At 66.9% G+C, this 25,902-nt stretch carries 24 protein-coding genes; 11 read left to right on the plus strand and 13 right to left on the minus strand.

Annotated features, from left to right (window positions below):
* Positions 1-157: 157 nt before the first annotated feature.
* The 5 genes from NA11_RS39935 to NA11_RS39955 all read right to left on the minus strand — a co-directional run bounded on the left by NA11_RS39935 (position 158) and on the right by NA11_RS39955 (position 6,409).
* Positions 158-955, minus strand: coding sequence for a M50 family metallopeptidase (locus NA11_RS39935; protein ID WP_069167307.1), 798 nt, complete (start codon positions 953-955; stop codon positions 158-160).
* A 9-nt stretch (positions 956-964) separates the two neighbouring features.
* On the minus strand, positions 965-2,521 hold the full coding sequence (locus tag NA11_RS39940) for an AMP-binding protein (protein ID WP_069167308.1): 1,557 nt from the start codon (positions 2,519-2,521) through the stop codon (positions 965-967).
* 105 nt (positions 2,522-2,626) lie between these two features.
* Positions 2,627-4,282: a serine/threonine-protein kinase gene (locus NA11_RS39945; protein WP_069167309.1), complete on the minus strand. Its 1,656-nt coding sequence runs from the start codon at positions 4,280-4,282 to the stop codon at positions 2,627-2,629.
* Positions 4,283-4,349: 67 nt separating this feature from the next.
* Complete coding sequence (locus NA11_RS39950; protein WP_069167310.1) at positions 4,350-5,231, minus strand: bile acid:sodium symporter family protein; 882 nt, start codon at positions 5,229-5,231, stop codon at positions 4,350-4,352.
* A 128-nt stretch (positions 5,232-5,359) separates the two neighbouring features.
* Positions 5,360-6,409, minus strand: a complete 1,050-nt coding sequence (locus NA11_RS39955; RefSeq protein ID WP_069167311.1) for a Gfo/Idh/MocA family protein — start codon at positions 6,407-6,409, stop codon at positions 5,360-5,362.
* Positions 6,410-6,992: 583 nt separating this feature from the next.
* Between NA11_RS39955 and NA11_RS39960 the strand changes: the two genes are divergently transcribed.
* The 3 genes from NA11_RS39960 to NA11_RS39970 are packed head-to-tail and all read left to right on the plus strand — an operon-like array spanning position 6,993 to position 9,831.
* On the plus strand, positions 6,993-8,549 hold the full coding sequence (locus NA11_RS39960; RefSeq protein WP_167837843.1) for a mannitol dehydrogenase family protein: 1,557 nt from the start codon (positions 6,993-6,995) through the stop codon (positions 8,547-8,549).
* On the plus strand, positions 8,546-9,238 hold the full coding sequence (locus NA11_RS39965; protein ID WP_069167312.1) for an HAD family hydrolase: 693 nt from the start codon (positions 8,546-8,548) through the stop codon (positions 9,236-9,238). Before NA11_RS39960 ends, NA11_RS39965 begins: the two co-directional genes overlap by 4 nt.
* A gap of 56 nt (positions 9,239-9,294) precedes the next feature.
* Positions 9,295-9,831, plus strand: coding sequence for an LppP/LprE family lipoprotein (locus NA11_RS39970; RefSeq protein WP_069167313.1), 537 nt, complete (start codon positions 9,295-9,297; stop codon positions 9,829-9,831).
* A 59-nt stretch (positions 9,832-9,890) separates the two neighbouring features.
* Here NA11_RS39970 and NA11_RS39975 read toward each other — a convergent pair whose 3' ends face one another.
* From NA11_RS39975 to NA11_RS39985, 3 genes are read right to left on the minus strand one after another with little or no spacing between them, the layout of a single operon-like run.
* Positions 9,891-10,781, minus strand: a complete 891-nt coding sequence (locus tag NA11_RS39975) for an LLM class flavin-dependent oxidoreductase (RefSeq protein ID WP_501193653.1) — start codon at positions 10,779-10,781, stop codon at positions 9,891-9,893.
* Positions 10,782-10,797: 16 nt separating this feature from the next.
* Positions 10,798-11,484 carry a response regulator transcription factor gene (locus NA11_RS39980; RefSeq protein WP_069167315.1) on the minus strand — a complete coding sequence of 229 codons (687 nt, stop codon included), beginning with the start codon at positions 11,482-11,484 and terminating at the stop codon, positions 10,798-10,800.
* A complete protein-coding gene (locus tag NA11_RS39985) occupies positions 11,466-13,154 on the minus strand; it encodes an ATP-binding protein (protein ID WP_174567799.1) in 1,689 nt (562 codons plus the stop codon). Before NA11_RS39985 ends, NA11_RS39980 begins: the two co-directional genes overlap by 19 nt.
* A gap of 147 nt (positions 13,155-13,301) precedes the next feature.
* On the opposite strand from NA11_RS39985, the gene NA11_RS39990 reads away from it, so the two are divergent.
* The 7 genes from NA11_RS39990 to NA11_RS40020 all read left to right on the plus strand — a co-directional run bounded on the left by NA11_RS39990 (position 13,302) and on the right by NA11_RS40020 (position 19,283).
* On the plus strand, positions 13,302-14,108 hold the full coding sequence (locus tag NA11_RS39990) for an ABC transporter ATP-binding protein (protein WP_069167316.1): 807 nt from the start codon (positions 13,302-13,304) through the stop codon (positions 14,106-14,108).
* Entirely contained in the window at positions 14,098-14,985 is an 888-nt protein-coding gene (locus NA11_RS39995; protein ID WP_069167317.1) for an ABC transporter permease, read from the plus strand. The genes NA11_RS39990 and NA11_RS39995 overlap by 11 nt, the downstream gene beginning before the upstream one ends.
* Before the next feature lie 2 nt (positions 14,986-14,987).
* The gene (locus NA11_RS40000; RefSeq protein WP_245746536.1) at positions 14,988-16,040 is read left to right on the plus strand and encodes an ABC transporter substrate-binding protein; all 1,053 of its coding nucleotides are present in this window, start codon (positions 14,988-14,990) and stop codon (positions 16,038-16,040) included.
* A 118-nt stretch (positions 16,041-16,158) separates the two neighbouring features.
* The gene (locus NA11_RS40005) at positions 16,159-17,307 is read left to right on the plus strand and encodes an aromatic ring-hydroxylating oxygenase subunit alpha (protein ID WP_084655499.1); all 1,149 of its coding nucleotides are present in this window, start codon (positions 16,159-16,161) and stop codon (positions 17,305-17,307) included.
* Positions 17,308-17,316: 9 nt separating this feature from the next.
* Positions 17,317-17,949 (plus strand): TetR/AcrR family transcriptional regulator, encoded by a 633-nt coding sequence (locus NA11_RS40010; RefSeq protein WP_069167319.1) that lies wholly within the window; start codon positions 17,317-17,319, stop codon positions 17,947-17,949.
* 45 nt (positions 17,950-17,994) lie between these two features.
* Entirely contained in the window at positions 17,995-18,906 is a 912-nt protein-coding gene (locus NA11_RS40015; protein WP_167837844.1) for an alpha/beta fold hydrolase, read from the plus strand.
* 41 nt (positions 18,907-18,947) lie between these two features.
* A complete protein-coding gene (locus NA11_RS40020; RefSeq protein ID WP_069167321.1) occupies positions 18,948-19,283 on the plus strand; it encodes a hypothetical protein in 336 nt (111 codons plus the stop codon).
* 67 nt (positions 19,284-19,350) lie between these two features.
* Here NA11_RS40020 and NA11_RS40025 read toward each other — a convergent pair whose 3' ends face one another.
* The 5 genes from NA11_RS40025 to NA11_RS40045 all read right to left on the minus strand — a co-directional run bounded on the left by NA11_RS40025 (position 19,351) and on the right by NA11_RS40045 (position 24,848).
* Positions 19,351-20,064, minus strand: coding sequence for a hypothetical protein (locus NA11_RS40025; RefSeq protein ID WP_141718127.1), 714 nt, complete (start codon positions 20,062-20,064; stop codon positions 19,351-19,353).
* A 127-nt stretch (positions 20,065-20,191) separates the two neighbouring features.
* A complete protein-coding gene (locus NA11_RS40030; RefSeq protein ID WP_069167323.1) occupies positions 20,192-20,779 on the minus strand; it encodes a DUF6461 domain-containing protein in 588 nt (195 codons plus the stop codon).
* A 403-nt stretch (positions 20,780-21,182) separates the two neighbouring features.
* On the minus strand, positions 21,183-22,583 hold the full coding sequence (locus tag NA11_RS40035; protein ID WP_069167324.1) for a DEAD/DEAH box helicase: 1,401 nt from the start codon (positions 22,581-22,583) through the stop codon (positions 21,183-21,185).
* A 281-nt stretch (positions 22,584-22,864) separates the two neighbouring features.
* Positions 22,865-23,458, minus strand: coding sequence for a nuclear transport factor 2 family protein (locus tag NA11_RS40040; RefSeq protein WP_069167336.1), 594 nt, complete (start codon positions 23,456-23,458; stop codon positions 22,865-22,867).
* 37 nt (positions 23,459-23,495) lie between these two features.
* A complete protein-coding gene (locus tag NA11_RS40045) occupies positions 23,496-24,848 on the minus strand; it encodes an MFS transporter (RefSeq protein ID WP_141718128.1) in 1,353 nt (450 codons plus the stop codon).
* Between the two features lie 171 nt (positions 24,849-25,019).
* Between NA11_RS40045 and NA11_RS40050 the strand changes: the two genes are divergently transcribed.
* Positions 25,020-25,811, plus strand: coding sequence for a helix-turn-helix domain-containing protein (locus NA11_RS40050; protein ID WP_069167326.1), 792 nt, complete (start codon positions 25,020-25,022; stop codon positions 25,809-25,811).
* Positions 25,812-25,902: the final 91 nt, after the last annotated feature.

A 25,902-nucleotide genomic window follows, 5' to 3' on the forward strand; every position in this document is an offset into this window, starting at 1 on the left:
TTGGCGTGAGAGAACTGGTGCGTGTCGCGACACGCGTCGTAACCACTTCTCTCACGCCAATCAGGTTCAGCAACCATTTCTCTCACGCCAACGAGCCTCAGCAACCACTTCTCTCACGCCAATGGCGGTCGGCAACCATTCAACTGCTGTAGAGGGTCTAGCGGCCCGTGGAACAGGTCGCGGCCGACACGTTCGGCAGGCAAAGCTCCGAGATGTCGGAAATCAGCAGGCCCGCGCCGACGAGTAGCGACCCGACCGCGATCACGCCGAACACCCCGACCCACAGCAGACCTGGCAGGTGCGTGAGCCGCGCGAGCTGGTCGGCGTCGGAGGCGACGTCCTGCTGGTGGCGGCTGCGCAGCTGCTTGGAACGGCCGCGCTGCAATTCGATCACCGGGCGGGCGCCCGCGAGCAGCAGGAACCACGCGCCGAGATACGCGAAACCCGCCTGCAGCGTGTCGGTGCCGAACCAGGACACCGCGAACACAGTGGCGCCGACCGCGAACACGGTCAGCATGCCGTAGACGTTGCGCGTCATGATCAGCACGGCGAGCAGCAACGCGATCGCGGTCCACAGCATCAGCGTGATCCGGCCTGCGCCGAGCAACGCCGCGAAGCCGAGGCCGAGCAACGGCGGCCCCGGATAGCCCGCCATCGTGGTGAGGATCATCCCGAGGCCGTACGGTTTTCCGCTCGACACGGTGAGACCCGAAGTGTCCGAATGCAATCGGATGCTGTTGAGCTTGCGCCCGGTGAGCAGCGCGACCAGCGCGTGCCCGCCCTCGTGCGCGATGGTGACGATATTGCGGGTGAACCGCCACAGCGGCGTGTATCCGACCAGCACGAGCGCCACCACCGCGGCTCCGGCCACCAGCCACCACGGCGGCTGCGCTTGCGTTGTCGTCAGGCGATCGGCGATGGAGGTGCCACGCTCGACCCATTCGGCTCTGTCCACCGCCGCACCTTAACCGGCGTCGGACATCTCCGCTCGGAGCTGACGCTTGTAGATCTTTCCGGAATCGTCGCGGGGGAGTTCGGTCACGATGCGCAGCAGGCGCGGCACCTTGTAGGACGCGAGGTGCCCAGCGAGGCCGGCGCGGATGCCGTCCTCGGTGAGGGTGGCGCCAGGACGCAGAACCACCTGGGCGGCAACGGCTTCGCCGAGATCGCCGGAATGCGGGACGCCGAACACCGCGACGTCCTCGACGCCGTCCAAGGTCATGATCGCGTTCTCGACCTCGGCGGGATAGATGTTCACGCCGCCGGAGATGATGATCTCGCTGGACCGCCCGGTGAGGTAGAGGAACCCGTCGGCGTCGAGGTAGCCGCGGTCGCCGACGCTGATGAATCCCGGTACCGGGCTGTCCTGTTGGGCTGCGCTGTTGAGGTAGCTGAACTTCGGCCAGTAGTCGGCGCCGCGCACGAAGACATTGCCGGTCTCGCCGGCCGGCAGCGGCGTGCCCGCGTCGTCGACGATCACCGCCGCCGATCCGTCCACCGGACGTCCGACGCTGCCGGGATGCGCCAGCCACTCCGATGCGGTGATCCAGGTGATGGTGCCGGCCTCGGTGCAGCCGTAGAACTCGACGAGCGCATCGCCGAACCAGTCGATGGCGGCGCGCTTCACCGCGGGCGGACACGGCGCGGACGAGTGGATGAGGTGCGTCAGGCTGGACACGTCGTAGCGCCCGCGCACCTCCTCGGGTAGCGAGAGCAGCCGCGACAACATGGTCGGCACCACCTTGGCCTGGGTGATCCTGCGCTCGTGCACGTGCTGCAGGAATCGTTCGGCGTCCCAGCGCGGCATGATCGTGATGTTGGTGCCGACCCGGAGGGCGAGCACGGCCACCGCGTTCGGGCTCGCGTGATACAGCGGCCCGGCCAGCACCGTCTGGCCGCCGGGCGTGAGCCCCATCCGCCGCGCGGTGCCGCCCGCGATCGATAGGAGCTGGTGCGGCGTAATGCGTTCACGCAGCACACCTCTCGGCCGTCCAGTGGTGCCTGAGGTGTAGATCAACCCCATCGAATCGGAGATCGCGCCCTCGACGTAGCCCAGCGGTTCGGTCTGCGTCGCGATCCACTGCTCGAGCGTGGCGTGCCGTCCGGTCGGCACCGCCAAGCCTGCGTCGAGCCTCGCCTCTGCCAAGGTTTCCGCGGGCATCCCGACCTCGAGGACCGCGATCTCGCGCTCGGCCGCGGCCAGCTCGACGGTCTCGATGAACTCGGTGTGCGCGATGACCAGCCTGGCGCCGCTGTCGGTGAGCACATGCGCCACCTCCGGCGCCCGCCAGCGCGTATTGATCGGCACCGGATTCGCCCCGCATGCCGCGATCGCCAGCGACACCTCGAGAAACTCGATGTCATTGCGCAGCATCACCGCCACGCGATGCCCACGTCCCACCCCGGCCGCGAACAGGGCCGCCGACAGCCGCCCCGCCCGCTGATGCGCCTCAGGATGCGTCCTTACCCGGCCCGCGCACGTAATGGTCGGCGCCGACATGCCACCCGAAGCATCGTCCATGATCGCAGTCTGCCATGTGGCTGGAAAAGCCACCGTCAGGTGGTTGATGTATCAGGTCATCGGCGTATTCGACGCCAAGGTGTTCGGTCGCGGCACTCGATCAGGTCAGGACGTTCGGGTCAAGGTCCCGGTCATCTCGCCGATGATGCTGGGGGTGGTGTAGGTCAGGGTTCCGTCGGGTTGCAGTTCCAGATGCGTCGTCTGGCCCTCGTCGTTGCATCCGCCTGCGTTCTGTGTGAGGCGTGCGGTGAGGGTCAGCGTGGTCGCGGAGGCGTCGGTGAGGGTTTCTGCTCGCCCGCATGTCCGGCGCATTGTTTTGCCCGTGTTGGTCGAAGCGCCGACTTCCTCACCGACAGATCCGGCGTTGAGCGTCAACACGATGTCGAAGGAAGCGAGCGCGTCTTTGGCGACGCCGCGCCACTCGCCGACGAAAGCGTCCGGCAGTTGGGCGGCGCTCTCGCTGGTCGACTCGCCGGGCGTTGTTGCCGATTTCTCTGAGTTGTCGGAGTTGCCTGCGATCAGCCGGGTGATCATGAAGGCTGAGATTGCGACGAGGACGCAGACGGCGACTGCCCCAGCGATCAAGAGGGTGCGGGGGCGCCGGGGTGGCGTGGGTGGAAGTGTGCTCGTTGGCTGGTGCGAAACAGCTTGCGGGACAACGGGCCGGGGCGGTGGTTGTCCGGGGTCGGGGTCGCCCTGCCACCAGGATCGCGGAGTCGCGTCGCCCTGGACGTGCTGCGGGTCCGCTGGCCTTGGCAGGCTCGGCGGGGTGAGGACTGTCGAGGGTTCCGGTGGGCGGGCGACCGTATCGGCGGTCCTGGCCGGATTGTGAAGGGGCGCACCGGGTGTCAGGGATGCAGGGCGATCGATGGGGCCGGAATCGAGGTCGAGCAGGGCGACGGCGCGCCTGCTGACTTCTTCCAAGGCGGGACCGGGGAGCCAGCCGCCGCGGGCGGGAATGCCGAGGGCGGTGAGGTCGGCGATGAGGCGTTCCGGGGTGGGGCGGGCTGCGGGGTCTTTGTTCAGGCAGGCGGCGACGAGCGGACGCAGTTGCGCCGGAACGCCGTCGAGGTCGGGTTCCTCGTAGACCACCCGCCAGAGCATCGAGACCATTTCGGCGACGCCGAAGGGGCCGTGGCCGGTCGCGGCGAAGCAGAGGACCCCGCCGAGGGCGAAGACGTCGGCGCCAGGGCCGACGGGATTGCCGGTCACCTGTTCGGGGCACATGAATCCCGGTGAGCCGATGACCTTTCCGGTGGTGGTGAGCCTGCTGTCCTCGACAGCGCGGGCGATGCCGAAGTCGATCACCTTGGGACCATCGAGGGCGAGCAGCACGTTGGAGGGTTTCAAATCGCGGTGCACCAGACCTGCGGCGTGCACGGCGACCAACGCCTCGGCCAGCCCGTGCGCGAGCACCAGCAGCGAGTTCTCGGTGAACGGCCCGTACTCTTCGACCGCCTCGGCCAGGGAGAACCCAGCCACGTACCCGGTCGCCAGCCATGGCGGATTCGCATCGACGTCGGCATCGAGCACCGGCGCGGTGAACTGCCCGCCGACCCGCTGCGCCGCCGAGACTTCGCGCCGGAACCTGGCTCGGAATTCGGTGTCGTCGAGGAAGTCGGGCCGGATCACCTTGACCGCGACGGTCCGTCCACCGGCGTTGCGTCCTAGGTACACCCGCCCCATGCCGCCGGAACCGAGCAGGCCGAGTAGCCGATAGTCGCCGATCCAACTGGGATCGTCCGCGCCGAGCGGTCGCATTGCGCTGTTGCTTCCCTTCGAAAGTCGAACATCGAAAGGCTACCTATCGCGCGACCCTGTGTCTGTCTCAGGCGGATACCGATACCGGACGTTCCTGCCGGACGTACCGCGCGAGCAGATACGCGGCGATCGCGGCGGGGATGTTCATGAGTACCCCGTATACCGCGCCAGGCACTGCCATCGCGTCGCTGTGCAGCACCGATCCCGCGACGGCGATGGCGATCGCACCGTTGTGGATGCCGATCTCCATGGCCGAGGCGATCGCCTGATCGGCGTCGACGCCGAACAGCCGTGGCAAGAAATAGCCGACCGCCAGGCTGATCACCGCGAACAGCAGGCTGAGCGAGGCGAGCTTGCCGATGTTCTCGGTGAGCGTCTCGAAGTTCTTCGCCACCGCGGCGAGCACCACCAGCGCCAGCACCACGATCGAGAGGATCTTGACGTTGCCGCGCATCCGTTCGGACCACCCGGTGAACCGGTGGTGCACCCACATGCCGATCGCGACCGGAATGAGCACGATCGCGAACACCTGCGCGAACTTGTCCGGCCGCAGTCCGAACGATCCGTCGCCGTCCATGAACTGGTTGAACGCCAGCGCGACGAGCAGCGGCATGGTGAACACGGCGAGCACCGAATTGATGGCGGTGAGGCTGATGTTGAGCGCCACGTTGCCGCCCGCGATGTGGCTGAACAGGTTGGCCGACGGCCCACCGGGCGACGCGGCGAGCAGCACCATGCCGACGGCGAGCGCCCCGCTCAGCTGGAACAGGTAGATCAGCCCGAAGCAGACCGCGGGCAGCAGCACCATCTGGCACACCAGTGCGATCACCGCCGCCTTCGGGTACCGCAGCACCCTGGCGAAATCGTCGACGGTCAAGGTCAATCCGAGCCCGAACATCACCAGGGCCAGGGCGAGCGGCAGGAACACCGCGAAAATCGTTGAACCCATTCGGATCTCCTCTCAGCCGAACGGCCGGCCCGCACGCGGCCGACACCGAGTGTCGACGTTATCGATCGACGGCGTCCGAGACCAGTGGGGTTGCCGAGGTTTGATCGGGTCTTAAGGTTGCCGTCGCCTCAGCGGACGACCACGGTGCCGTCGGCGGCCGATCGGCGCGCGGCCTCGAGCAGGCGCAGGGTCTCCAGGGCATCGTGCGGGTCGACCGGGACCTTGCCGCCGTCGAGCAGTGCCGCGGCCAGCGCCGTATAGAAGGCGGGGTAGTCGCCGGCGATGGTCGGCACCGGTTCGACGGCAGGCTCGGCGCCGAAGGTGCCCCAGTGCTCGGATTCGACGGTGCCCCAAGGTATTCCGTCGTCGGGGCGGCGGCCGTCACGCAATGCGGCCTCCTGTGGGTCGAGGCCGTACACAGTGTAGCCCGCCTGCGAGCCGAGTACCCGGAAGCGCGGACCTAGTTGGGGCGCAACGGCACTCATCCAGAGGTGGGACCGGACGCCGGAGGCGTGGGTGAGCGCGACGAAGGCGTCGTCGTCGGTCTTGATGTCCGCGCGTCGCCGATCCAGTTCGCAATAGACGGAAGTCACCGGGCCGAACAGCGTGAGCGCCTGATCGATGAGATGACTGCCGAGGTCGAACAGCAGGCCCGCGCCGTCGGCCGCGTCGCCCATCTCGCGCCACCCGCCCTTCGGCACCGGGCGCCAGCGTTCGAACCGGGACTCGAAGCGGCGCACCTGCCCGAGGCGGCCCGCGTCGGCGAGTGCGCGCAGGGTCAGGAAGTCGCCGTCCCAGCGGCGGTTCTGGAAGACGGTCAGTGCGAGCCCGGTGTGCTCGGCGTGGTCGATCAGCTGCTCGGCTTCGGCGACCGAGATCGCGAACGGCTTGTCGACCACCACGGGGAGACCCGCGTCCAGCGCCTGCCTCGCCAGTGGTGCGTGCGTGCGATTGGGGGTCGCGACGACAACGAGGTCGAGTCCGGCGGGGTCGGCGAACAGTTCGTCGGCGGTGGCGACGACGCGCACGCCGGGGTGTTCGCGCTCGGCCTGCGCCGCCCGCTCGGCGGACGAGGTGACCACCGCCGCGACCCGCATCCGTGGGTTTGCGGCGATCAACGGTGCGTGGAAGACCGAGCCGGCCAGCCCATATCCGACAATTGCGACCTCGAGGACCATGCCTCGACGCTAGCGGATCTGGTCGAGTGCACGGTCCGCGAGCCGCTCGGCAGGCACGATGCCAACCGGAACGCACAGCTCGCCGGTGGCAACAGTGAGGCAAACTTAGGCTGGCTAACTATGTGTCGCCGCGTGGCCCTCGTGATGTGATCGTGTTGTGTTGCCCGGCTCACGCGGAATGATCGCTGCCGCTGCGCTTCTCGTCGCCCACACGGCCTGCTGGACGCGTTATTGCCGCCTATTTCCCTCGAATAATTCGGCAATTAGCCAGCAAATCTTAAACTAAACTTAAAGGTGCCTCGTATCGGACAAAGCGGAATTGTGGCACGTGACAGAAGTCACCGAAATGTATTCTGTGGGCGAGCTCGGCCGAAATTTGCTGGCGATTAATCCGTGCTGAAGTGGGGCTTTACGGAATATTTGCAAGACGACAAGTGACCTGGAGTTACGTGCCTTCAGTTGCTTCTGACGAGCGTATTTGTCGAAATATAGCCAGATCCGACCTACGGTAGTGAAACAGCGCTTAGTCAATGCTGATATGGCGTTCTATATCGATCTCTCGCATACCCAACGGAGGCCGCACATGCGTGTGCCGCTGATTACGGCGAAGAAATCCAGATCCGAAATGACGCACCGGATGCCCGGCGAGGTGGTGCCTCGACTGTCCACGGACATGCTCACCAGACTGCCCGCCTCGGTCGCTCGCCCACGGTTCGCCCCGCGGAGCCTGACCACCGGAATCCTGCACCTCGGGTGCGGCTCGTTCCACCGGGCGCACCAGGCACTGGCCACCCAGCATGCGATGAACGAGACCGGCGATCAGCGCTGGGGCATCGCCGCCGTCGCGATGAACCGGCCGACGATCGTCGACGCGCTGCGTGCGCAGGACAACCTGTACACCACGTTGCTGCACGAAGACGGGCAGGCGCGGGTGGAGGTGGTCGGTTCGATCACCGAGACCGTGCACGCGCCGTCGGACCTGATCGGCGTGCCGAGCCGGATCGCCGATCCGCGGGTCAAGATCGTCACGCTGACCGTCACGGCCAGCGGCTACTGCGTCTCGCCGGTTACCGGACGGCTGGAAGTGGACTGCCCAGGCGTCCGTCACGACATCCAGCACCCCACCCGGCCGATCACCCCGATCGGCATGCTCGCCCAGGGCCTCGAGCTGGTCCGGCGGCGGGGCAGCACCCCGCCGGTGGTCATCAGCTGCGACAACCTCTGTGCGAACGGCAGCACGCTGCGTCGTGCCGTCATCGATTTCGCGCTGCTGCGCGACGATCACCTCGCCGAGTGGATCGCGCGCAACGTGCAGTTCCCGAACAGCGTGGTCGACCGCATCGTGCAGCCGACCGCGCCCACCGATGCCGCGGTGGCCCGCAACTGGCTCGGCGGCGTCGAGGACCTCGCACCGGTGTCGGCCGAGCCGTTCATGACCTGGACCATCGAGGATTTCGATGGCGAACGGCCGCAGTGGGAGCTCGGCGGCGCCCAATTCGTCGCCAACGTCAAGGATTACGAGCTGGCCAAGCTGCGACTGCTCAACGGCACGCACATGCTGCTCGCCTACCTGGGCGGCGTCGCAGGCTTCAGCACCATCGCCGGTGCCACCGCCAATCCGGCGCTCGCCGCGCTGGCCAGGCAGTTCATGCTGGACGAGCAGGGGCCGACGCTGGCACTCCCGACGCCAGAATTGCACAGGACCGTCGACGATTTGATGCGACGCTTCCGCAATCCCGCGATCGCACAGGACATGACGCGGGTCGGGCGCAACGGGTCCGACAAGATGATTCCGCGGGTGGTCGACGCCCTGCGCGACAACATCGAGGCAGGCAGGCCGACGCCGGGCGCGACCATGCTGATCGCGGCGTGGATCCAGTGGTTCACCGCGAGCCACGCCCCCGGCGCGGTGATGGAGCTCATCGATCCGCGCGAGGAGTCGCTGACCGCGCTGGTCGACCCCGATCCGCATCGCTGTGCGCAGGCGTTCTTGCAGCGAGAGGATATTTTCGGCACGCTGCCTCAACGGGAGTGCGTGCAGCGCGAGGTCGGCGACGCCCTCGCCGAGCTGAATCGGGATGGTGTCGAGGCCGCGATCCGGCGCCGGTTGGCGTCGAACGGGGAAGGGAGCAACACATGACCGACGTAAGTCCGGTGCGCGCAGTCGTTTTCGACATGGACGGGCTGCTGATCGACTCGGAGAGCCTGGCGATGGAATCGCTGGTGAGCGCGGGCGCCGAGCTCGGCTACGAGATGCCGCTCGAGTTCTGCCGCACCATGATCGGCGTGCCTGCCGACCGGTGTCGCACCCTCGCTGCGGCGGCCTATGGCCGTGGTTTCCCGCTGGAGGAGTACTTCGACCTGCACGAGGTGCACCTGCGTCAGCTGGTCGACGGCGGCAGGCTGACCACCAAGCCCGGTGCGGTCGAGTTGCTCGACGCGCTGGAAGCCAACAATGTGCCGAAGGCGATCGCGACCTCGTCCTCGCGCGACCGCGCTGACCACCACCTGCAGCTGGCAGGCATCGCGGATCGGTTCGACGTGGTGGTGACCAGGCAGGACGTGTCCAAGGGCAAGCCGAACCCCGAGCCGTACTTGAAGGCCATGGGTGCGCTCGGCGGCGACGTGGAAACGACACTCGCGCTGGAGGATTCGACGAACGGCCTGCGCGCGGCGGTTGCCGCCGGCCTGCGCTGCATCCTGATTCCCGACCTCGTGCAGCCGACGGAGGAGTCGCGGCGGCTCGCGCACCGGTTGTATCCGGACCTGCATCAGGTCATCGAGTACATCGACACGGCGAACGCCAAGTCGACAGCGGCATCCGCCTAGGTGGCAGACTGACGGGGTTCGATCTCATCTGTCGGCAGACCCGAAGAGGATGTCCCGTGGTGCGATTGGCTCGACCCGTGTTCGTTGTGCTCGCCGGAGTTGTCGTCGGTACCGCCGGGTGTGGATCCGGCGGTGACGACAGCGCGCACCATGTCCATGCCGGGGCGTCGACGACGTCGGCCGTGCCCGTGTCGTGCGGTATCGACCTGACGGCGCCGGTGATCCAGTCCGCCGTCAAGGCGCTGCCCACCGAGCCGGCGACGCACGTGCCGTGGTCGACGGATTCGCGCGGCTTCGAAGGCAACTTCGACCCGTGTGCCACGCTGTCGACGGTCATCGTGACCGTCGAGGGCGCGACCGGCAGCTCGCCGAACCAAGCGCTGCTGTTCCACAAGGGTGCGTACCTGGGGACCGCGACGCCGGAAGCACACGGGTTCACCTCGTTGGATGTCGATCGCACCACCGACGACACGGTCGGCTTGACCTACCGGACGCCGGGCAGCTGCAACGCGTGTCCGGACGGCACCCAGACGCAGGTCCAATTCCATTGGAATGGCAGCAAAGTCGAGATGGTGGGGACTCCGCCGAAGTAGCGGAAAGCGGCGCACCGCTTCCGACGTGCCTCGCTCGGCGGACTCGGTCCCGGCGCCGGTCAGATCAGCGGTTGCACCTTGTCGACAGTGAAGCGGAGGAAGCCCTCCGGGTCCGGCTCGTCGGCGGTGGGCACGAGGATGACGGTGTCGGCTCCTGCCTCGCCGAACCGGGCGACCGCGTCGGCGATCGCCTGCGCGTCACCGGCGACCTCGGCCATCGTGCCGAAGCCGGACTCCGCGGCCAGGCGCGCCTCGGCGTCGGGTCCGGTGGCGGCCCGGAGGCTCACCACCACCCGATGCGGCTCCGTACGGTTGCCCGCTTGCCGTCCCTTATCGATCATCGCGCGGGCTTCGCGCAGCGCGTCGGGCGATTCGACGGCGTCGAGCAGCGTGCCGTCGCCGTGCTGCCCGGCCAGCCGCAACGAACGCGGGCGCCGCGCACCGACATACACCGATTGCGGTGCGAGCGGCGGCCAGCTGAGTGCCACGTCGTCGAGGTGGACGTAGCGCCCGGAACTCGTGACGCGTTGTCCCGCAAGCAGTGCCCGCAGCGCGATCACGTATTCCTCGAGCAACGTCATCGGCGACTCGGCCCGCGCCCCGACCTGCCCCATCCACGATTGCGCGCCGTGCCCGACGCCGAGTACAAGCCGCTCGGGGAAGAGCCTGGCCAGCGTCGCGGCCTCCATCGCCGTGACCGCCACGTTGCGCAGCGGCACCGGAAGCAGTCCGATCCCGACGCGGACCCGCTCGGTCCATGCCAACGCCGCAGCGGCACTGGCGATCCCGCTCGCGTCGAAACAGTCCTCCCACAGCCACAACTCGGCGAGCCCCGCCTCGTCGGCGATCCGCGCCATGGCGCGCAACCGCTCCGGTGGGAACTGCGGACGGAATACGGCACCCAGCGTAGTCATCCCACCATTCCTACCGGTGGAAGCCGCTGCGCGCAAAGGAATTCGGACCCGGTCAACGGGTGTGGTCGGAAGTGCTGGTCGCGGTCGAATACTCCTGCTCGGGACGTCCGGTGCTGCCGTAGCGCAGCCGCATGCGCAAGGTGCCGGTCGCGACGAGGGTGGCCAGATAGCGCTGGGCGGTGGCGCGCGAAATGCCGATGGCGGTCGCCACCTCGCCCGCGGACAGTGGTGTCCCTGCCTCGGCGATCGATTGCAGGACCAGATCTTTGGTCGGCGAAGCGACCGCCGTAGGCGCGGCCGAGGTGGCGCCGGGACGCAGCGCGTGCAGCGCCGCGTCGACGCGGGCGTTGTCGACCTGGGGCGCCTCCAGAATGCGACGGAAGCGCGCGTACGCCGCGAGGCGGGCGGCGAGCTCGGTGTGCGGGAAGGGCTTGACGAGGAAGCTCAACGCGCCTGCGGACAGTGCGGCGCGCACCGCGGTGCTGTCCGTGGATGCGGTCAGAACCATGGCGTCGCAGCGCAATTCGCGGACGAAGTCGATACCCGAACCGTCGGGCAGGTAGACGTCGACGAGGGCGAGGTCGACCGCCGACTCGGCAAGCACGGCTCGGGCCGCCGCCAGTGTGTTGGCGGTGCCTGCGACGGTGAAACCCGCGATCGAGTCGACGATGCCTGCATGAAGATTGGCGACGCGAAAATCATCATCGACGACGAGAACGGTCAAATCTGTGGCGACCATGAAACCTTACTGTCTACGAGCACTCCGGGCATACGGGCAATGAATTCGGCACCGGTCAGCGGCGGTGTGTCGCCGCGCGGGCTGGCGAGTTTGACCTCGCCGCCTCGGCTGCGGGCGATCTGTCGGATCAACGCGAGGCCGACGCCGCGGCCGCCCGGCACCGCACGGCCGTCGCGGGTCGAGGTGCCCTCGGTGAAGAGCACGTCGATCAGTTCGGGCGCGACACCGTCGCCGCTGTCCGCGACGACGATGTGCAGCGTCGAATCCTCTTGCACGAGTTCTACTTCTACCTGCTTGATCGGATTGCTCGACACCAGGACGGCTTCGATCGCGTTGTCGAGCAGGTTGCCGAGCACGGTGGTGACGTCGACGGGATCGGTGAGACTGCCCTCGACCCAGGTGTTCGGGCCGAGTACCAGCTCGACACCGCCCTCGCGCCCATGCGCCGCCTTCGCGGCGAGGAACGCCTGCAGATAAGCGTCGTGGATGGCGTCGATGCCTGGCGCGGCGGGACCGAGCGGGCCTGCGCCGATCATCTCGTCGATCGAGCGCGACGCCTCCTCGGTGCGCCCACCGTGCAGCAGGCCGCTGATCAGGTGCATCTTGTTGGAGAATTCGTGGCGCTGCGCGCGCAGCACGGTGCTCATGGATTGCACGGCGTCGAGCTGACGGGTCAGCGCCTCCACGTCGGTCCGGTCGCGCACGGTGAGCACCGCGCCGAGGTTGCGACCGTCGCGCTGCACCGGCCGCGCCGCGACGACGACGATGTGCGAACCGACTGTCGCGGAGGCGGGTTGCTCGTCGAGCCCGCGGAATACCTCCAGTACCCGTGGGGTCAGGCCGATCTCGTCGACCGGTGTGCCGATGTCCGCGCCGATCCCGAGTAGTCGGCGCGCTTCGTCGTTGACAAACGTGGTGCGCCAAGCGGAGTCGACGGCGAGCACGCCACGGCCGATGCCGTGCAACACCGCGGCCTGCCCGCGCACGAGCTCGGCGAGTTCGGCGGGTTCCAAACCGAGGGTGAGGCCGCGCCACCGGCGGGCGAGCAGCATGGATCCGGCGATTCCGACGAGCAGTGCGGCGCCGACGAGTAGACCTGCGGTGCGCAGGTCGTCGAGCAGCTGATCGCGCACCGCGTCGGTCGCGATGCCGACGCTGACCGCGCCGACGACCCGGTCCGAATCCGGCTCGAGCACTGGCACTTTCGCGCGCACCGAGTCGCCGAGCGTGCCGTGTTCCTCGGCGATCACCTCGCGCCCGGCCAGCGCGCCGGAGGGATCGGTGCTCACGTGCTCGGTGAGTCGCTCGGCGTCCGGATGCGCCAGCCGGATGCCTGCGTCGTCGGTGATCACCACGAACAGGGCGTCGGTGCGCCGGGTGGTGTCGACCGCGATCTTCTCCAGCGGGCCCGCGGCGAGCTGCCTGCGCAGCTGCGGGTCGGCACTGATCGCGCCAGGCGCATACCGGGTCACTTCGCTGCGCACCACGGGGTCGGCCGCGACCGTGCGGGCGATCGCGAGGGCCCGCTGGCCGTAGCCGTCGCGCAACCGCTGATCGCTCAGATAGCCGAAAACCGCGAAGGCGACGCCGAGGGTGAGGGTGACGACCACGATCTGCAGCAGCAGAACTTGAGTCCTCAATCGCACGGCCCGCGCGCCCTCAGTGGCCATTGCCGCAGCATAGACCACCTCACGGTGCATGAGCACAATGCGCAGAATTTGCCGAATGTCCTTTTAGCATGCCTTGTGCGCACAAGCGTCGCGCTGTGACCGGGAACACGTACTTTCGCCGTATCTCGATCTGCAGGAAGTAGAACCATGACCAACCCACTTATCGAGCTGCGGAGCGCGACCAAGCGTTTCCCCGGCACCGGGGGCGGTATCCACACCGCTGTCAAGAACCTCGACATGGAGGTTCGCCCTGGCGAATTCGTCGCCGTGGTCGGCCCGACCGGCTGCGGTAAGTCCACCACCCTGTCCCTGGTTTCCGGGCTGGAACCCGCGTCGGCCGGGCGAACGCTGGTGCGCGGCAAGGATGTCGACGGTATTCCGGACGGCATCGGCTACATGTTCCAGCAGGACGCGGTGCTGCCGTGGAAGAGCGTGCTCGACAACGTCGCCCTCGGTCCGCGCCTGCGTGGCGCGTCGAAAGCCGAAGCGCGGGAGAAGGCTTCGGTCTGGGTGCGCAAGGTCGGGCTCGCCGGGTTCGAGGGGTACTACACCCACCAGCTCTCCGGCGGCATGCGCAAGCGCGTCGCGTTGGCGCAGACGCTGGTGAACGATCCGGAAATCCTGTTGATGGACGAGCCGTTCAGCGCGCTCGACGTGCAGACCCGTCAGCTCATGCAGGACGAGCTGTTGCGCGTGTGGGCAGGCACCGGCGCCGCAGTCATTTTCGTGACGCACGACCTGGAAGAGGCGATCGTGCTCGCCGACCGCGTCATCGTGATGACGGCGAGCCCGGCGACGGTGTGCGGCAACTTCACTGTCGCGCTCGACCGGCCGCGGCAGGTCGAGGAGGTGCGGCTCACCACCGAATTCCGCGACATCTACAAGGAAATCTGGGAAACGCTGCGCGATCAGGTCGAGGCCGCGCGCGCGAAGGGAGCCTCTCGTGTCGCATAACACGCTCGAAAAGTCTACGGCCGCAGCGCCGGTCGTCGAGAACGAGACCGAGGAGCAGATCCTCGCCAGGGTGCGCACCAACGACCGGCGCAGGCGCATCCAGACCTGGGGACTGCGCGCTGTGCTGGTGGCGCTGTGGCTCGGATCGTGGGAGCTGACCGCCACGCTGTGGATCGACCCGTTCTTCTATTCGAAGCCCTCGCTCATCTGGGATCGACTCGTCGAATGGTTCACCGACGGAACCCAGTTCGGCTCCATCTGGCTGCAGATCTTCACCACCGTCCAGGAAGCCGTGCTCGGCTTCGTGATCGGCGCCGTCGCCGGTGTCGTGCTCGGTGTGCTGCTCGGCCGTAGTCGGTACTGGGCCGATGTGTTGGCGCCGTTCATCAAGGCGCTCAACGCGGTTCCGCGTATCGTGCTCGCCGCGCTGTTCATCATCTGGTTCGGCCTCGGGCTGAGCTCGAAGGTCGCGACCGTGGTCGTGCTGGTGTTCTTCGCGGTCTTCTTCAACGCCTTCACCGGTGCCCGCGAGGTGGACGGCAACGTCATCAACAACGCCCGCATTCTCGGCGCAGGCCGTCGGCAGGTGCTCACCGCGATCGTGCTGCCCAGCGCGACCACCTGGATCCTGTCCAGCCTGCACACCGCCTTCGGTTTCGCGCTCATCGGCGCGGTGGTCGGCGAATATGCCGGTGCCAGTAAGGGTTTGGGTCTGCTGATCAGCAACGCGCAGGGCACCTTCGATTCCGCGGGCATCTATGCGGGCATGATCATCATCACCGTGATCGCGCTCATCGCCGAGTGGGGGATCGGGCTGGCGGAGAACCGGCTGCTGAAATGGCGTCCGTCGCAGGCGACCTCGGGCCACGGGATCTGATCATGACATATCGCAGGCATATGGCCGTCGTCGTGGTTGCCGTCGCGGCGTTGCTGCTGGCCACGGGATGCCGGGATTCCCGGCACATTCCGATGGCGAACGGGCGTCCGCAGATCACCATCATGGTCGGCGGGCTGGAGAAGGTGATCTACCTGCCCGCCATGCTCACCAAGCAACTCGGCTTCTTCGAACGCAACGACATCGACGTCAAGCTGCTCGGCGAGCAGTCGGGAGCCAACGCCGAGAACGCGCTGCTCACCGGCGATGTGCAGGGTGTGGTCGGCTTCTACGATCACGCCATCGACCTACAGGCCAAGGATCAGTGCATCACCTCGGTGGTGCAGCTGGCCGACGTGCCTGGCGAAGTCGAGCTGGTGTCGAAGCAGGATGCGCCGAAGGTGCGGTCGCTGGCCGACTTACGTGGCAAGAAGCTCGGCGTCACCTCGTTCGGCTCGTCGACCGACTTCCTCACCCAGGCGCTCACCGGCCAGGAGGGCATGACCACCGCGGACTACACCCGGGTGAAAGCCGGTGCGGGACAGACCTTCATCGCAGGCATGAACCACAACGGCATCGACGCGGGCATGACCACCGATCCGACCGTCGCGCAGATGCTGAACTCGGGCGAGGCCGAGATTCTTGTCGATATGCGCACCGAGGCGGGCACCCGTGCCGCGCTCGGCGGGCTGTACCCGGCGTCGTCGCTGTACATGAGCTGCGCCACTGTCGAGGCGCATCCGGAGATCGTGCGCAAGCTCGCGGCGTCGTTCGTGCAGACCTTGCAGTGGATCAAGAAACACACTCCCGAGGAGATCGCGGCGAAGATGCCGCCGCAGTATGCGAGTGCGGGCAAGGACCTGTACGTCCAGTCCATCCGCGACTCGATCGGCATGTTCAACGGTGACGGTCTGATGAAACCCGAAGGGGCACAGAATGTCCTGAAGATTCTCAGCAAGTACTCGACCAATGTGCGGCCGGTGCACGACCGCATCGATCTGTCGAAGACCTACACCACCCGGTTCGTAGAGGAGGCTTTGCGCTCGACTCAGCAGTAGCGAGCGCGGCGTCGAACCGCCCAGGTCCGCACCTGGGCGGTTTTTCGTGCTTGACGAATGGTTATCAAACGATAACCTAGTGATGGGTTATCGAGCGATAACCGCGATTGGGAGGTTCATTATGTCCGTGCTCACCAAGCCGGGGCTCCAGGAATTGCTCGCGGACCTGCGCGGCTACCTCGGCACCGAGCCGCCCGCGTTGAGCCTGCCGCCCGCCGCGTACACCGCGCCGGAACTGTGGGAGCTCGAGCGGGAGCGGATCTTCAGCCGATCCTGGCTGCTGATCGCGCACGTCGATCAGCTCGCCGCGCCCGGTGACTACGTCGCCGTGCAGATCGCGGGCGAGTCCGTGGTCGTCGCCAGGGCGAATGACGGTGCGCTGCACGCGATGTCGCCGATCTGCCGGCATCGGCTGATGCCGCTCGTCGAACCGGGCGCCGGCCACACCGACGCCTTCACCTGCGGATACCACCTGTGGAAATACGGGCTCGACGGGCGGCTGCGCGGCGCGCCGTTCATGGGCGGGAACAAGGCGTTCACGCCGAAGGACTGCAGGCTGCCGCAATTCGCGGTGGCGGAGTGGAAGGGTTTCGTCTTCGTCAACTTCGACGCGGCCGCCGAACCCATCGGCGACCACCTCGAGCTGGCGGCGCCGCAGTTCGCCAACTTCCGGATCGAGGAGATGGTGCTCGTCGACTCGTGGTCGCTGGAGTGGCGCGCCAATTGGAAGGTGGTGATGGAGAACGCGCACGAGAACTACCACGTGCTCGGGCTGCACCGGGAGACGCTGGAGCCGTTCATGCCCGGCGGCAGTGACATTCACGTCGAGCACTACTCGCCGTGGGTGCTGCACGCCAGAATCCCGTTGGCCATGCCCGTGGATTCGGAGACGCTGGAGCTCAACGAGATTCAGCGCACCAACGGGATGGTTCTGCTGACCTTCCCGTCGAGCGCGTTCATCGCGTTCGCCGACCAGGTGGTGTGGCTCAGCTTCCTGCCGACCGCCATCGATCGGGTGCAGGTGATCGGCGGTGTGTTCACGCTGCCCGCGTTGGCAGGCACCTCCGAGGCTGTGGCGCAGACCCAGGCGGCGGTCACGGCGATGATCAACGAGGAAGACCAGCAGGGGCTGGAGGCGGTGCAGCGCGGCGTCTCCTCGCGGTTCGCCGAACGCGGTCACCTCAGCCCGAAGGAACAGCCGGGCGTGCTCGCCTTCTATCGGAACCTGGCACAGGCCTTGCTGGGCGACGAAACGGCAGGCCGTTAGCCTTACCGCATGTCCACGCACCTGACCCGATCGAGCCCGGCGGCCGAACGCATCCTGCGTACCGCCGCCGAGCTCATCGCCGTGCGCGGCTATTCCGCCACCTCGACCCGCGATATCGCGGCCGCCGTCGGCGTGCGTCAGCCCGCCATCTACAAGCACTTCTCCTCGAAAGACGACATCCTCGCCGCCCTCGTCCGCCTCGGCCTGCAGCGCCCGCTTGCCCTGGCCGACGAGCTGGCGGTGCTGGCGGCCCCCGCCGTCGCCAAACTGCATCGCTGGCTGCGTGAATCGCTGAACCACCTGCACGATTCCCCGTACGTCCTGGTGTCCATCCTCAGCACCCCCGAACTCCAGCGGGAACGGTTCGCTGCCGAACTGGACCTCGTCGCGCAGTTCGATCGCGCGGTCATCGCGATGGTCGAGGCAGGACAAGAGGAAGGGGACATCCGCGGCATGAACCCGGTTTCCGGCGCCCGCCTCGTCCAAGCACTGTTCGACGCGCTCGCCCTCCCGGAAATAGCCGTCAGCCCCGCCGAGATCGTCGAATTCGCCATGACCGGGCTGCTCGCCGACCCGGCTCGACTACCCGAGATCCACCTGGCCGCCGACGCCCTGGTGCTCACCCCGCCCGAACCGGCCTGACCGGCGTCGCGCGTGACGTCACATCGGTCGGCTATTGTCCATCGGGTGACGCGCGGGCTGCCCCGGTTCACTGCTAGGCGACCAGCCGCTGAAGCTGTCGCCCCGATCGAGCTGCCGCCACGCTACCCGGTAGTGCTCGCCGACGGCGCCATCGTCGACGTTCGTTATGTTCGCGGCCCGAATCCGATTCTGCTGCTGCACGGTTGGGCGCTGACCGCCGACGTGAACTTTCTGCATCTGCTGAATCCCCTTGCGGAGACCAACGGTGTGGTCGCCATGGACATGCGCGGACACGGGCGCGGATTGCCGTTGGGCGCGGGGGAGCGGTTCGACATCGCGCAGTGCGCGGACGACGCGGCCGCGGTGTTGAATGCGCTCGGCATCGCTCGAGTTGTGGTGTGCGGGTATTCGCTCGGCGGACCTGTCGGCTTGGAATTCGCACTGCGGCACCGAGATCGAGTGCGTGGGCTGGTATTCGAGGCGACCGCAATGGCATTCGACAGTGCCACCGACAAGATCGGTCGATGCTTCTTCCGGTGCCTGCGCCCGTTCGCGCACCGGAGCGGAGGCATCGGACGGTCGATACCGCTGCAGTACTTCCGCAAGACGCGTCGCAAGAACCCGCAGGTGGCGGCGATGTGGGCGTGGCTGAAAACAGAACTGCGCCGCTGCCACCCACGGGTGATCGTCGACGTGATCCTCGCCGAATACGCCCTCGACTTCCGCCCACACGCACCCGCTCTCACAGGTCTACCCGCCGCCGTCGTGGTCACCACGCGCGACGGCGCGGTCCCACCCCACGACCAGCGCACACTGGCGACGTTGTTGCACGCAACGGTGTTCGAGCTCGACGCACCCCACGACGTCTTCCTCGCCGACCCGGCGAAATACCTTGCCGCAACACGCAATGCGATCGACCATGTCCTCGCCGAACCCGGCACACCGCACGCCGGGTGATTTGTCTTCCAGTCATTCAGATTCACCCTGCGTCACAGCGTATGGACTGGACACCCGCGACCGCGAACAAGCACTGCGGCTACACCGTGAACTGGCCTACCACCCGAGCCTTGGAAACCGCAGGCCTGCGCGACTCCTATCGGGTGATCAACCCCAACCCCGCCACCAGCCCGGGTGACACCTGGTCACCGGTCTACCCCAAACACGACGGGTCCACCGGTGCAGACGAACCCCAAGACCGCATCGACTTCCTCACGTACCTCGGACCCGCCACCCCCACCAGCTCCCGCACCGAAGTCCGCGGCACACCCCAACCCGTCCCCAACCAGTGGCCCACAGACCACCGCGCGGTGGTCACCGTATTCAACCTCAACTGAAACCAGCGGATCCCAGCTCGCCAGCCATGCGGCAACACCACGCATCTGGCCGACGCTGGGAATCTGGTCACCGAGCCGATGGTGCGTCGCCATCGTCGTCAGGTCGGTGGAATTCGGCTGTGACTGTGTTGCCTTCGTAGAGCTCACCGCCGGAGTTCCAGCCCGGTTGTGTCATCAGGTCGACGAGAACGGTCCACCGTTCGGGATCGATCTTTCCGGCGAGGCGGATGTGTCCGTAGCTGGACAGCGTTTCGAGGGTTCCCCATTCGATGCTGAGGTCGAGTTCGCCGAGCCGGCCACGACGGACTTCCCAACCGGCCTGGCGAAACGCGGCGGCGACCTCGCCCAGATGCGGGCCGATCTCGTCCTCGTACTGGTCGCCTGGTTCGGCGCGGATTGCCAGGTAGACGTTGGGAACCCGCTCGAGGACCGCACTCAGCCAGTCGGGAGTATGCGCAGCGTCACGGGGAAACCATTCCATCTCCCTGGCGTAGTGCTCCGGTATCGCCCCCAATGAAGGCTGTTCGTCGTAGTCGAAATCAGCACGGAATGAACCGCTTTCGTCGACCTCGCATCGTACGGTGAACCACGTCCCGATCTCGGGCCGGTTCATGCCTTTCTTCAACTGCCAGCACAGGTCGGCCAGCCCCTCGGGATGACGATGCGCTATGGGTTTTCCTTCGCCATCGACGACCGCGTAGCCGGCCTGAGAGCCTCCGTCGCCCACCGAAGACCAGGTGAAGACCCCGCGCGCGCCCTCGGGTAATCCACCGCGCAACACCCGCTCGATCTCGTCGAGTAGTTCTTCCTGTTGCTGGCTGCTGAGAGTCACCGCATCCCCGAATCCGACGTAAGCCTCTGTGAACGACAGACTCTAGCGTGGCAATGAAACGGGGTGCGACATCACCTCAGATGGCTTGCGGCATCAACGGTCCGGGCAGGAGCCGGCCGCTGAGGACGGGACGGTTGGTGAGGTCATCCTCAGGGATGCCGACGCCGAGATTCTCTGCAAGCCTGTAGAACATTCCGAGGGACCCCCAGGGGCCGTATTCGTATTCTTCGGGCCGGGCGCCGAGTGCCTGGATCTCGGTGTCGAAGCGGCGCGGGTCGCTGCCTGTCCGTGCGAGGCTGCTGTCCGTGGTGTCGAGTCCGGTGATGAGGCGGCCGTTCTCGGCGTATCGGAACACTGCTCCCGGTTTCATAGTGGCGTGCAGCTCCAGTGCCGCTGTTCCGATCGAGGCGCGCAACACCAGTCCTCGGTCATAGATGGATTTCCAACTGCCGTGCTCCCACGCCCAGGCCCAGCTTCGGTAATGCCCTGCGCTGACCACATATCCGTCGGATGTGTAGAGATGGCTGCCCAGCTCGTAGTGGAAGTCATTCGGCTCGCGCACTGCCACGGTGTTTTGGTCGACGCCCATCCGCTCCAATAGCTCCCGGGCATTGATCTGACGCGCGAAGGTGAGGCCGACCACCGGCAGATCCGTGTCGTACATCCACCCAAGGCCACCGGTCGTGGTGCTCACGCTGCCCCCGGTTCGTTGATCGCGATCAAGGTCGGGAAACACAGTCCACGATCATGAAACCAGGCGTCGTCATCAGCTGAAGCAGTCACGCCGGCTGACATTGCCATGAGCCACCGACATCCATGGCCGGGCCCGCTCGGGACCGTCGTCTAGAAGCGACGGCCACTCCGGCGGACAACGGCCGAGAACGGCACCAGGAGAACGGGGTTCAGTTCCTGAGTGAGTTCGGGCTGCCGAGAAGCGCGCACCCATGGCGGGTACGCGCTTCTGCCGACAAACCTCCACATGATTCGCTATCAGCTCATACCGCTGTCGCTCTCCCATCCGGGGAGGGGATCGAACGCTGCATTGCGGTCTTGTCGCCGAATCGGCCCTATGCCGCCGCTCGGCGCGCGGAGCGAGTGCGCGGCTTGGCGCGCGACTGCCCTTGCGCCACACCGCCGTTGCGACGGCCGCCGCCTTGGCGCGGTCCGCCACTGCTCCGGTGTGGTCCGCCACTGTTTTGGCGCGGTCCGCCGCTGCCTTGGCGCGGTCCGCCACTGCTGCGGCGGTCGTCTTCACGTGCTGCCCGCTCACTGTATGAGGGGGCGACGAATGGGGCAATCGTGCCGACGAGCTCGGCTACCGCGGGCGAATTGGCGGTGACTCGTTGCGGGGTGACAGTGATCTTGGCCTTGCGCATGAGGTCGGCCAGGTCACGTCGTTCGCCGGGCAGCACCAGGGTGATCACGTCACCTGAGTTGCCTGCCCGTGCGGTACGGCCCGAACGGTGCAGGTACGCCTTGTGTTCGGCGGGCGGATCCACGTGTACGACCAGCTCGACATCGTCGACGTGCACGCCGCGTGCGGCCACATCGGTCGCCACCAGCACCCGGGCGTCACCGGCGGCGAAGATCGCGAGGTTGCGGTCGCGGGCGCCTTGCGAGAGGTTGCCGTGCAGGTCGACAGCCGGAATTCCGGCGAGCGTCAGCTGCTTGGCGAGTTTGCGAGCCTGATGTTTGGTGCGCATGAACAGGATTCGCCGACCGGAGCCCGAAGCAAGCCGGTGTATGACCTCGCGCTTGGCTTCGACGCTCGCGGTTTCGAAAACGTGATGGGTCATGGCGGCGACCGGGGAGTTCGCCTCATCGACGGAATGCAGCTTGGCATCCGGCAAGAAGCGGCTGACCAGCTTGTTGACGCCATTGTCCAGGGTGGCCGAGAACAGCAGGCGCTGACCATCATTCGGGGTGGCCGCGAGAATACGGGTCACGCCGGGCAGGAAGCCGAGGTCGGCCATGTGGTCGGCCTCGTCGATAACGGTGACCTCGACGGCATCCAGCGAGATCAGGCGCTGGTTCATCAGATCCTCGAGCCGGCCGGGGCAGGCGACGACAATGTCGACGCCGGCGCGCAGCGCGCGGACCTGCCGGTTCTGCGGGACGCCACCGAAAATCGTGGTGACGGTCATCCGATAGGCCGCGGCGAGGGGTTCCAGCGCGGCCGCGATCTGGGTGGCCAGTTCCCGAGTCGGCGCCAGTACGAGGCCGGTGGGGCGGCTGGGTGCGCGTCTACCGGCGAGGCCGCCGCCGAGACGGTTGACCATCGGAATGGCGAACGCGAGCGTCTTGCCGCTGCCGGTTCGGCCGCGGCCGAGTACGTCGCGTCCGGCCAGCGAATCGGGCAGGGTATCGGTCTGGATCGGAAAAGGTTCGGTGATTCCGGCGCGTTTCAGCGCCTTCACCAGGGGTGCGCTCACGCCGAGCGCGGCAAAAGAGATGTCAGCAGAAGTCATAGGTATTGCGGTGCCTTTCGGGCATCAGGTGGTGCCCGAGCCGTCTGCGGACCTGCGGGTCCGCGCCGGGGGCACGAATGGCGAGATTGCCGATGGGCAAAATCGATCGCCGTAAGAAGAGCGGATGCGGCAAGCGCTGGTTGCGAAGCGAATGCGATCTACGACGCTTGGCGTGACTTGTCACGCACATGATCAACAATAGCCTGTCGTGAGCGGTTCATAGTCATCGGGTGAGGTTTCTCGCTTCTCGCCAGGCCGACCGCCGGGCTCATTTCCCGTGGTCACTTCCCGTCGAGCCAGGAGCGGCCCGCTTCGAGGATGGTGCGTTCCCTGTCGCTGAAGCGAGTCGGGTATGTGCCGGTCACCGGGACTCCGCTGCGTTCGAGCAGGTACGCCAGTGCCGCGTATTCGCGAGGGTGGCGACGGCGAAGGGCCTCGGCGTCGATGTGTTCGGCGCCGTCGACGCCGTAGGGGTAGGTGAATCCGCCGAGGTCGTAGACGGAGTCGCGATGCGCGATGCGCCAGACGCCGTCGTCACGGCGCACGCGATCGAGGAAGCGGTTGTGGATCGTTGCGCCGAGACCGGAGTCGAGGTGGTCGGCGAGCAGGATCGCGTTGGTCTCGACGAACGCGCGATCGCCCGCGAATTCGATGGCAGGGGAGCCGATGAAGTGCTTGTTGCGTAACGGGCCGCCGCTGAGGCGACGGGAGCCGTCGATGAAGTCGCTGGCGCTGCCGGAGAACCACAGGATCGTCAGTGTCGCGTCCTCGTGGAACAGCCGGGCCAGTTCCGCCCACTGTTGCCGGTCGCGATGGATCCAGCCTGACATCAGCTCGCCGATCGCCAGACGGTCGGCGATTCGATCATCGGCCATGTCCGAAACCTCCTTGTTCGCATCGAGTTCTGGTTCGTTACCCGCGCCGGCGGATGCCAACGGCGATGGCGGCGAGCGCGGCCACGACCATGAACGTGGCCAGCGTGAGATAGGAGGCGGTGAAGCCCGCATGGGTGGGTAGTCCGTCGCGCTGATGGCCCGCGATCATGGCCGCGGTGACCTGGGTGCCGATCGCGCCGCCGAGCATGCGGACGACGGTGTTCATGCCGGTCGTCTCCGCGACGTTCGCGACGGGAACCGAATGCACGATCACGGTCATGAGGGTGGGGAAGGCGATGCCGAAGCCGAGCCCCATGAGTCCGAGGCTGATCATCATGTCGTAGGGGTGTGCGCTCCACACCGCCATGTAGCCGAATCCCGTTGCGGTGATCAGGGTTCCGAGGGTGAGGGCGGTCGTCGCGCCGATCCTGGCGGCCAGCCGCCCGGCGTACGGGCTGACGATGATCGTCGGGATCGACATCGGCAGGCAGTACAGCCCGCACGCCAGAATGCTTGCGTGGTAACCGAATCCGGCCACCTGCGGGAGTTGGGCGAAGATCGGGTAGACGGCGAAGGCGCCGTACATGCCCGCGCCGAACAGTAGGGCGACGACATTGGTGGTCCACACCGCGCGCAGCCGCATCAAACTCATGTTGATCAGTGGCCTGCTGCCGAACGTCTCGGCGGCGATCCAGACACCGCACACTGCCACACCGCCGATAATTACCCCGAGGGTGCGGCTGGTCGCCCAACCCCATTGCCCCCCTTGGCTGATCCCCAGCACCACGGCCGTGACGCCGACGACCATCAACGCCGCGTTGAGCCAGTTGACCCGACCGCCCGGGCACACCGGGGACTCGCGCACCAGCATCCAGGTCCCGGCCAAGGCGATCAGCGTGACGACCATCGGAATCCAGAACAGCCAGTGCCAGTTCAGGTTCGGCAGGATGAGGCCGGGCAGGATGATCCCGATCGCGCCGACGCCGATCATCGCGGTCACCGCGCCGATGCCCGCCGCGACGCGCTCGTGCGGGAACTCGTCGCGAATGATGCCGAACGCCAACGGGAACAACCCGCCCGCGAGGCCTTGCATCGCACGTCCGGCGATTTCCGGTGCGAGCGAATTCGACACGGCGCAGACGAGTCCGCCCGCGGCCATGACGGCCAGGACGAGTAGCAGCATCCGCCGCTTGCCGAACATGTCGCCGAGTCGGCCGATCACCGCGGTCGCCGCGGCGGCGGCGAGGAAGTAGGCCGTCAGTAACCAGGTGACGCCGTTCTCGCTGGTGTGCAGGTCTTGCTGCAGCAGGGGGAGCGCCGGGACGACGACCGACCCTAGGACGCCGTATGCCAACGCGCCCAACATCAGTGGTGCCAGGACCAGGCCCACGTTCACTTCGGTCGCGGGTGGCCTCGCCCGCGTTCCGGTTTGCCACAATCGACATCTAGATCTCCTTGATCAGGTTTGCCTAACCAATGTCGTCCTCGGTAGATGTTGCCTGCTACCGCCATCCGGACAGCGGATTCCGGATTCCCGCCAAGATCGGTGTCACCATGGGTTATGCCCCAACACCGCCAGATCCCGTGGTTCGGCTATGACGACATTCAGGGCCGGTGGGCGCTGGTGCACGGCGAGGGCATCGCACCGCATTCGCATGAGCAGGGTCAGCTGCTGTACGCGGCCAGCGGGGTGCTCGCCACCACCACCGCGGGTGGCACCTGGGTATCGCCCGCGAACCGAATCTCGTGGACCCCACCACATTTCGAGCACTATCACCGCGCCTACGGCGACACCGAGATCAGCATCCTCGAGGTGCCAGAAGCATTGTGTGCCGCGCTCCCCGCGCAGCCGAGCGTGTTCGCGGTGTCCGGGCTGCTGCGCGAGGCGGTGTTGAAACTCACCGGCGGCAGCACGCTGCGGCCGACGGTCGCGGACCGGCTGCTGCGGGTGATCGTCGACGAGTTGACCGAACTGCCCGAGCAGTCGCTGCATTTGCCCGAACCCGTCGACGACCGATTGCGTGCGGTGACCGACCGGCTGCACGCCGATCCGGCCGAGTCGGCCACGCTCGAGGAACTGGGGCGGGCCGTCGGCGCGAGCGAGCGCACCCTCAGCCGCCTGTTCCGTACCGAGCTCGGCATGAGCTTCAACCAATGGCGCACGTTGCTGCGCGTGCAACACGCCCTGGTGCATCTCGTGCACGGCCACTCGGTCACCGAGATCGCGGTCCGCTGCGGCTGGTCCAATCCCACCAGCTTCATCGAGGCCTTCACCGCAATCATCGGCCAGACCCCCGGCCGGTACCAGGCCGATCTGCGGCACCAACGGGATATCAGCACCCCGCCGCGGTGAGTCGACAGTCGGTCTCGCACTGCCCACAGCAACGCCGGCGCATGAAGGTGCGTTGCGAGAGGCCCGGCGACAAGTTGTTGGCCAAAAGTCC

This window comes from Nocardia altamirensis NBRC 108246 (genome assembly GCF_001612685.1).
GTDB classification, from domain to species: domain Bacteria; phylum Actinomycetota; class Actinomycetes; order Mycobacteriales; family Mycobacteriaceae; genus Nocardia; species Nocardia altamirensis.

Excerpts from the sequence above, each read along its gene's own strand:
- NA11_RS39940 (WP_069167308.1), bottom strand. The coding sequence starts at position 2,521 with ATGGACGATGCTTCGGGTGGCATGTCGGCGCCGACCATTACGTGCGCG.
- NA11_RS39945 (WP_069167309.1), bottom strand. The coding sequence starts at position 4,282 with ATGCGACCGCTCGGCGCGGACGATCCCAGTTGGATCGGCGACTATCGG.
- NA11_RS39950 (WP_069167310.1), bottom strand. The coding sequence starts at position 5,231 with ATGGGTTCAACGATTTTCGCGGTGTTCCTGCCGCTCGCCCTGGCCCTG.
- NA11_RS39955 (WP_069167311.1), bottom strand. The coding sequence starts at position 6,409 with ATGGTCCTCGAGGTCGCAATTGTCGGATATGGGCTGGCCGGCTCGGTC.
- NA11_RS39960 (WP_167837843.1), top strand. The coding sequence starts at position 6,993 with ATGCGTGTGCCGCTGATTACGGCGAAGAAATCCAGATCCGAAATGACG.
- NA11_RS39965 (WP_069167312.1), top strand. The coding sequence starts at position 8,546 with ATGACCGACGTAAGTCCGGTGCGCGCAGTCGTTTTCGACATGGACGGG.
- NA11_RS39980 (WP_069167315.1), bottom strand. The coding sequence starts at position 11,484 with ATGGTCGCCACAGATTTGACCGTTCTCGTCGTCGATGATGATTTTCGC.
- NA11_RS39985 (WP_174567799.1), bottom strand. The coding sequence starts at position 13,154 with ATGGCCACTGAGGGCGCGCGGGCCGTGCGATTGAGGACTCAAGTTCTG.
- NA11_RS39990 (WP_069167316.1), top strand. The coding sequence starts at position 13,302 with ATGACCAACCCACTTATCGAGCTGCGGAGCGCGACCAAGCGTTTCCCC.
- NA11_RS40000 (WP_245746536.1), top strand. The coding sequence starts at position 14,988 with ATGACATATCGCAGGCATATGGCCGTCGTCGTGGTTGCCGTCGCGGCG.
- NA11_RS40010 (WP_069167319.1), top strand. The coding sequence starts at position 17,317 with ATGTCCACGCACCTGACCCGATCGAGCCCGGCGGCCGAACGCATCCTG.
- NA11_RS40020 (WP_069167321.1), top strand. The coding sequence starts at position 18,948 with ATGGACTGGACACCCGCGACCGCGAACAAGCACTGCGGCTACACCGTG.
- NA11_RS40030 (WP_069167323.1), bottom strand. The coding sequence starts at position 20,779 with ATGTACGACACGGATCTGCCGGTGGTCGGCCTCACCTTCGCGCGTCAG.
- NA11_RS40035 (WP_069167324.1), bottom strand. The coding sequence starts at position 22,583 with ATGACTTCTGCTGACATCTCTTTTGCCGCGCTCGGCGTGAGCGCACCC.
- NA11_RS40040 (WP_069167336.1), bottom strand. The coding sequence starts at position 23,458 with ATGGCCGATGATCGAATCGCCGACCGTCTGGCGATCGGCGAGCTGATG.
- NA11_RS40050 (WP_069167326.1), top strand. The coding sequence starts at position 25,020 with ATGCCCCAACACCGCCAGATCCCGTGGTTCGGCTATGACGACATTCAG.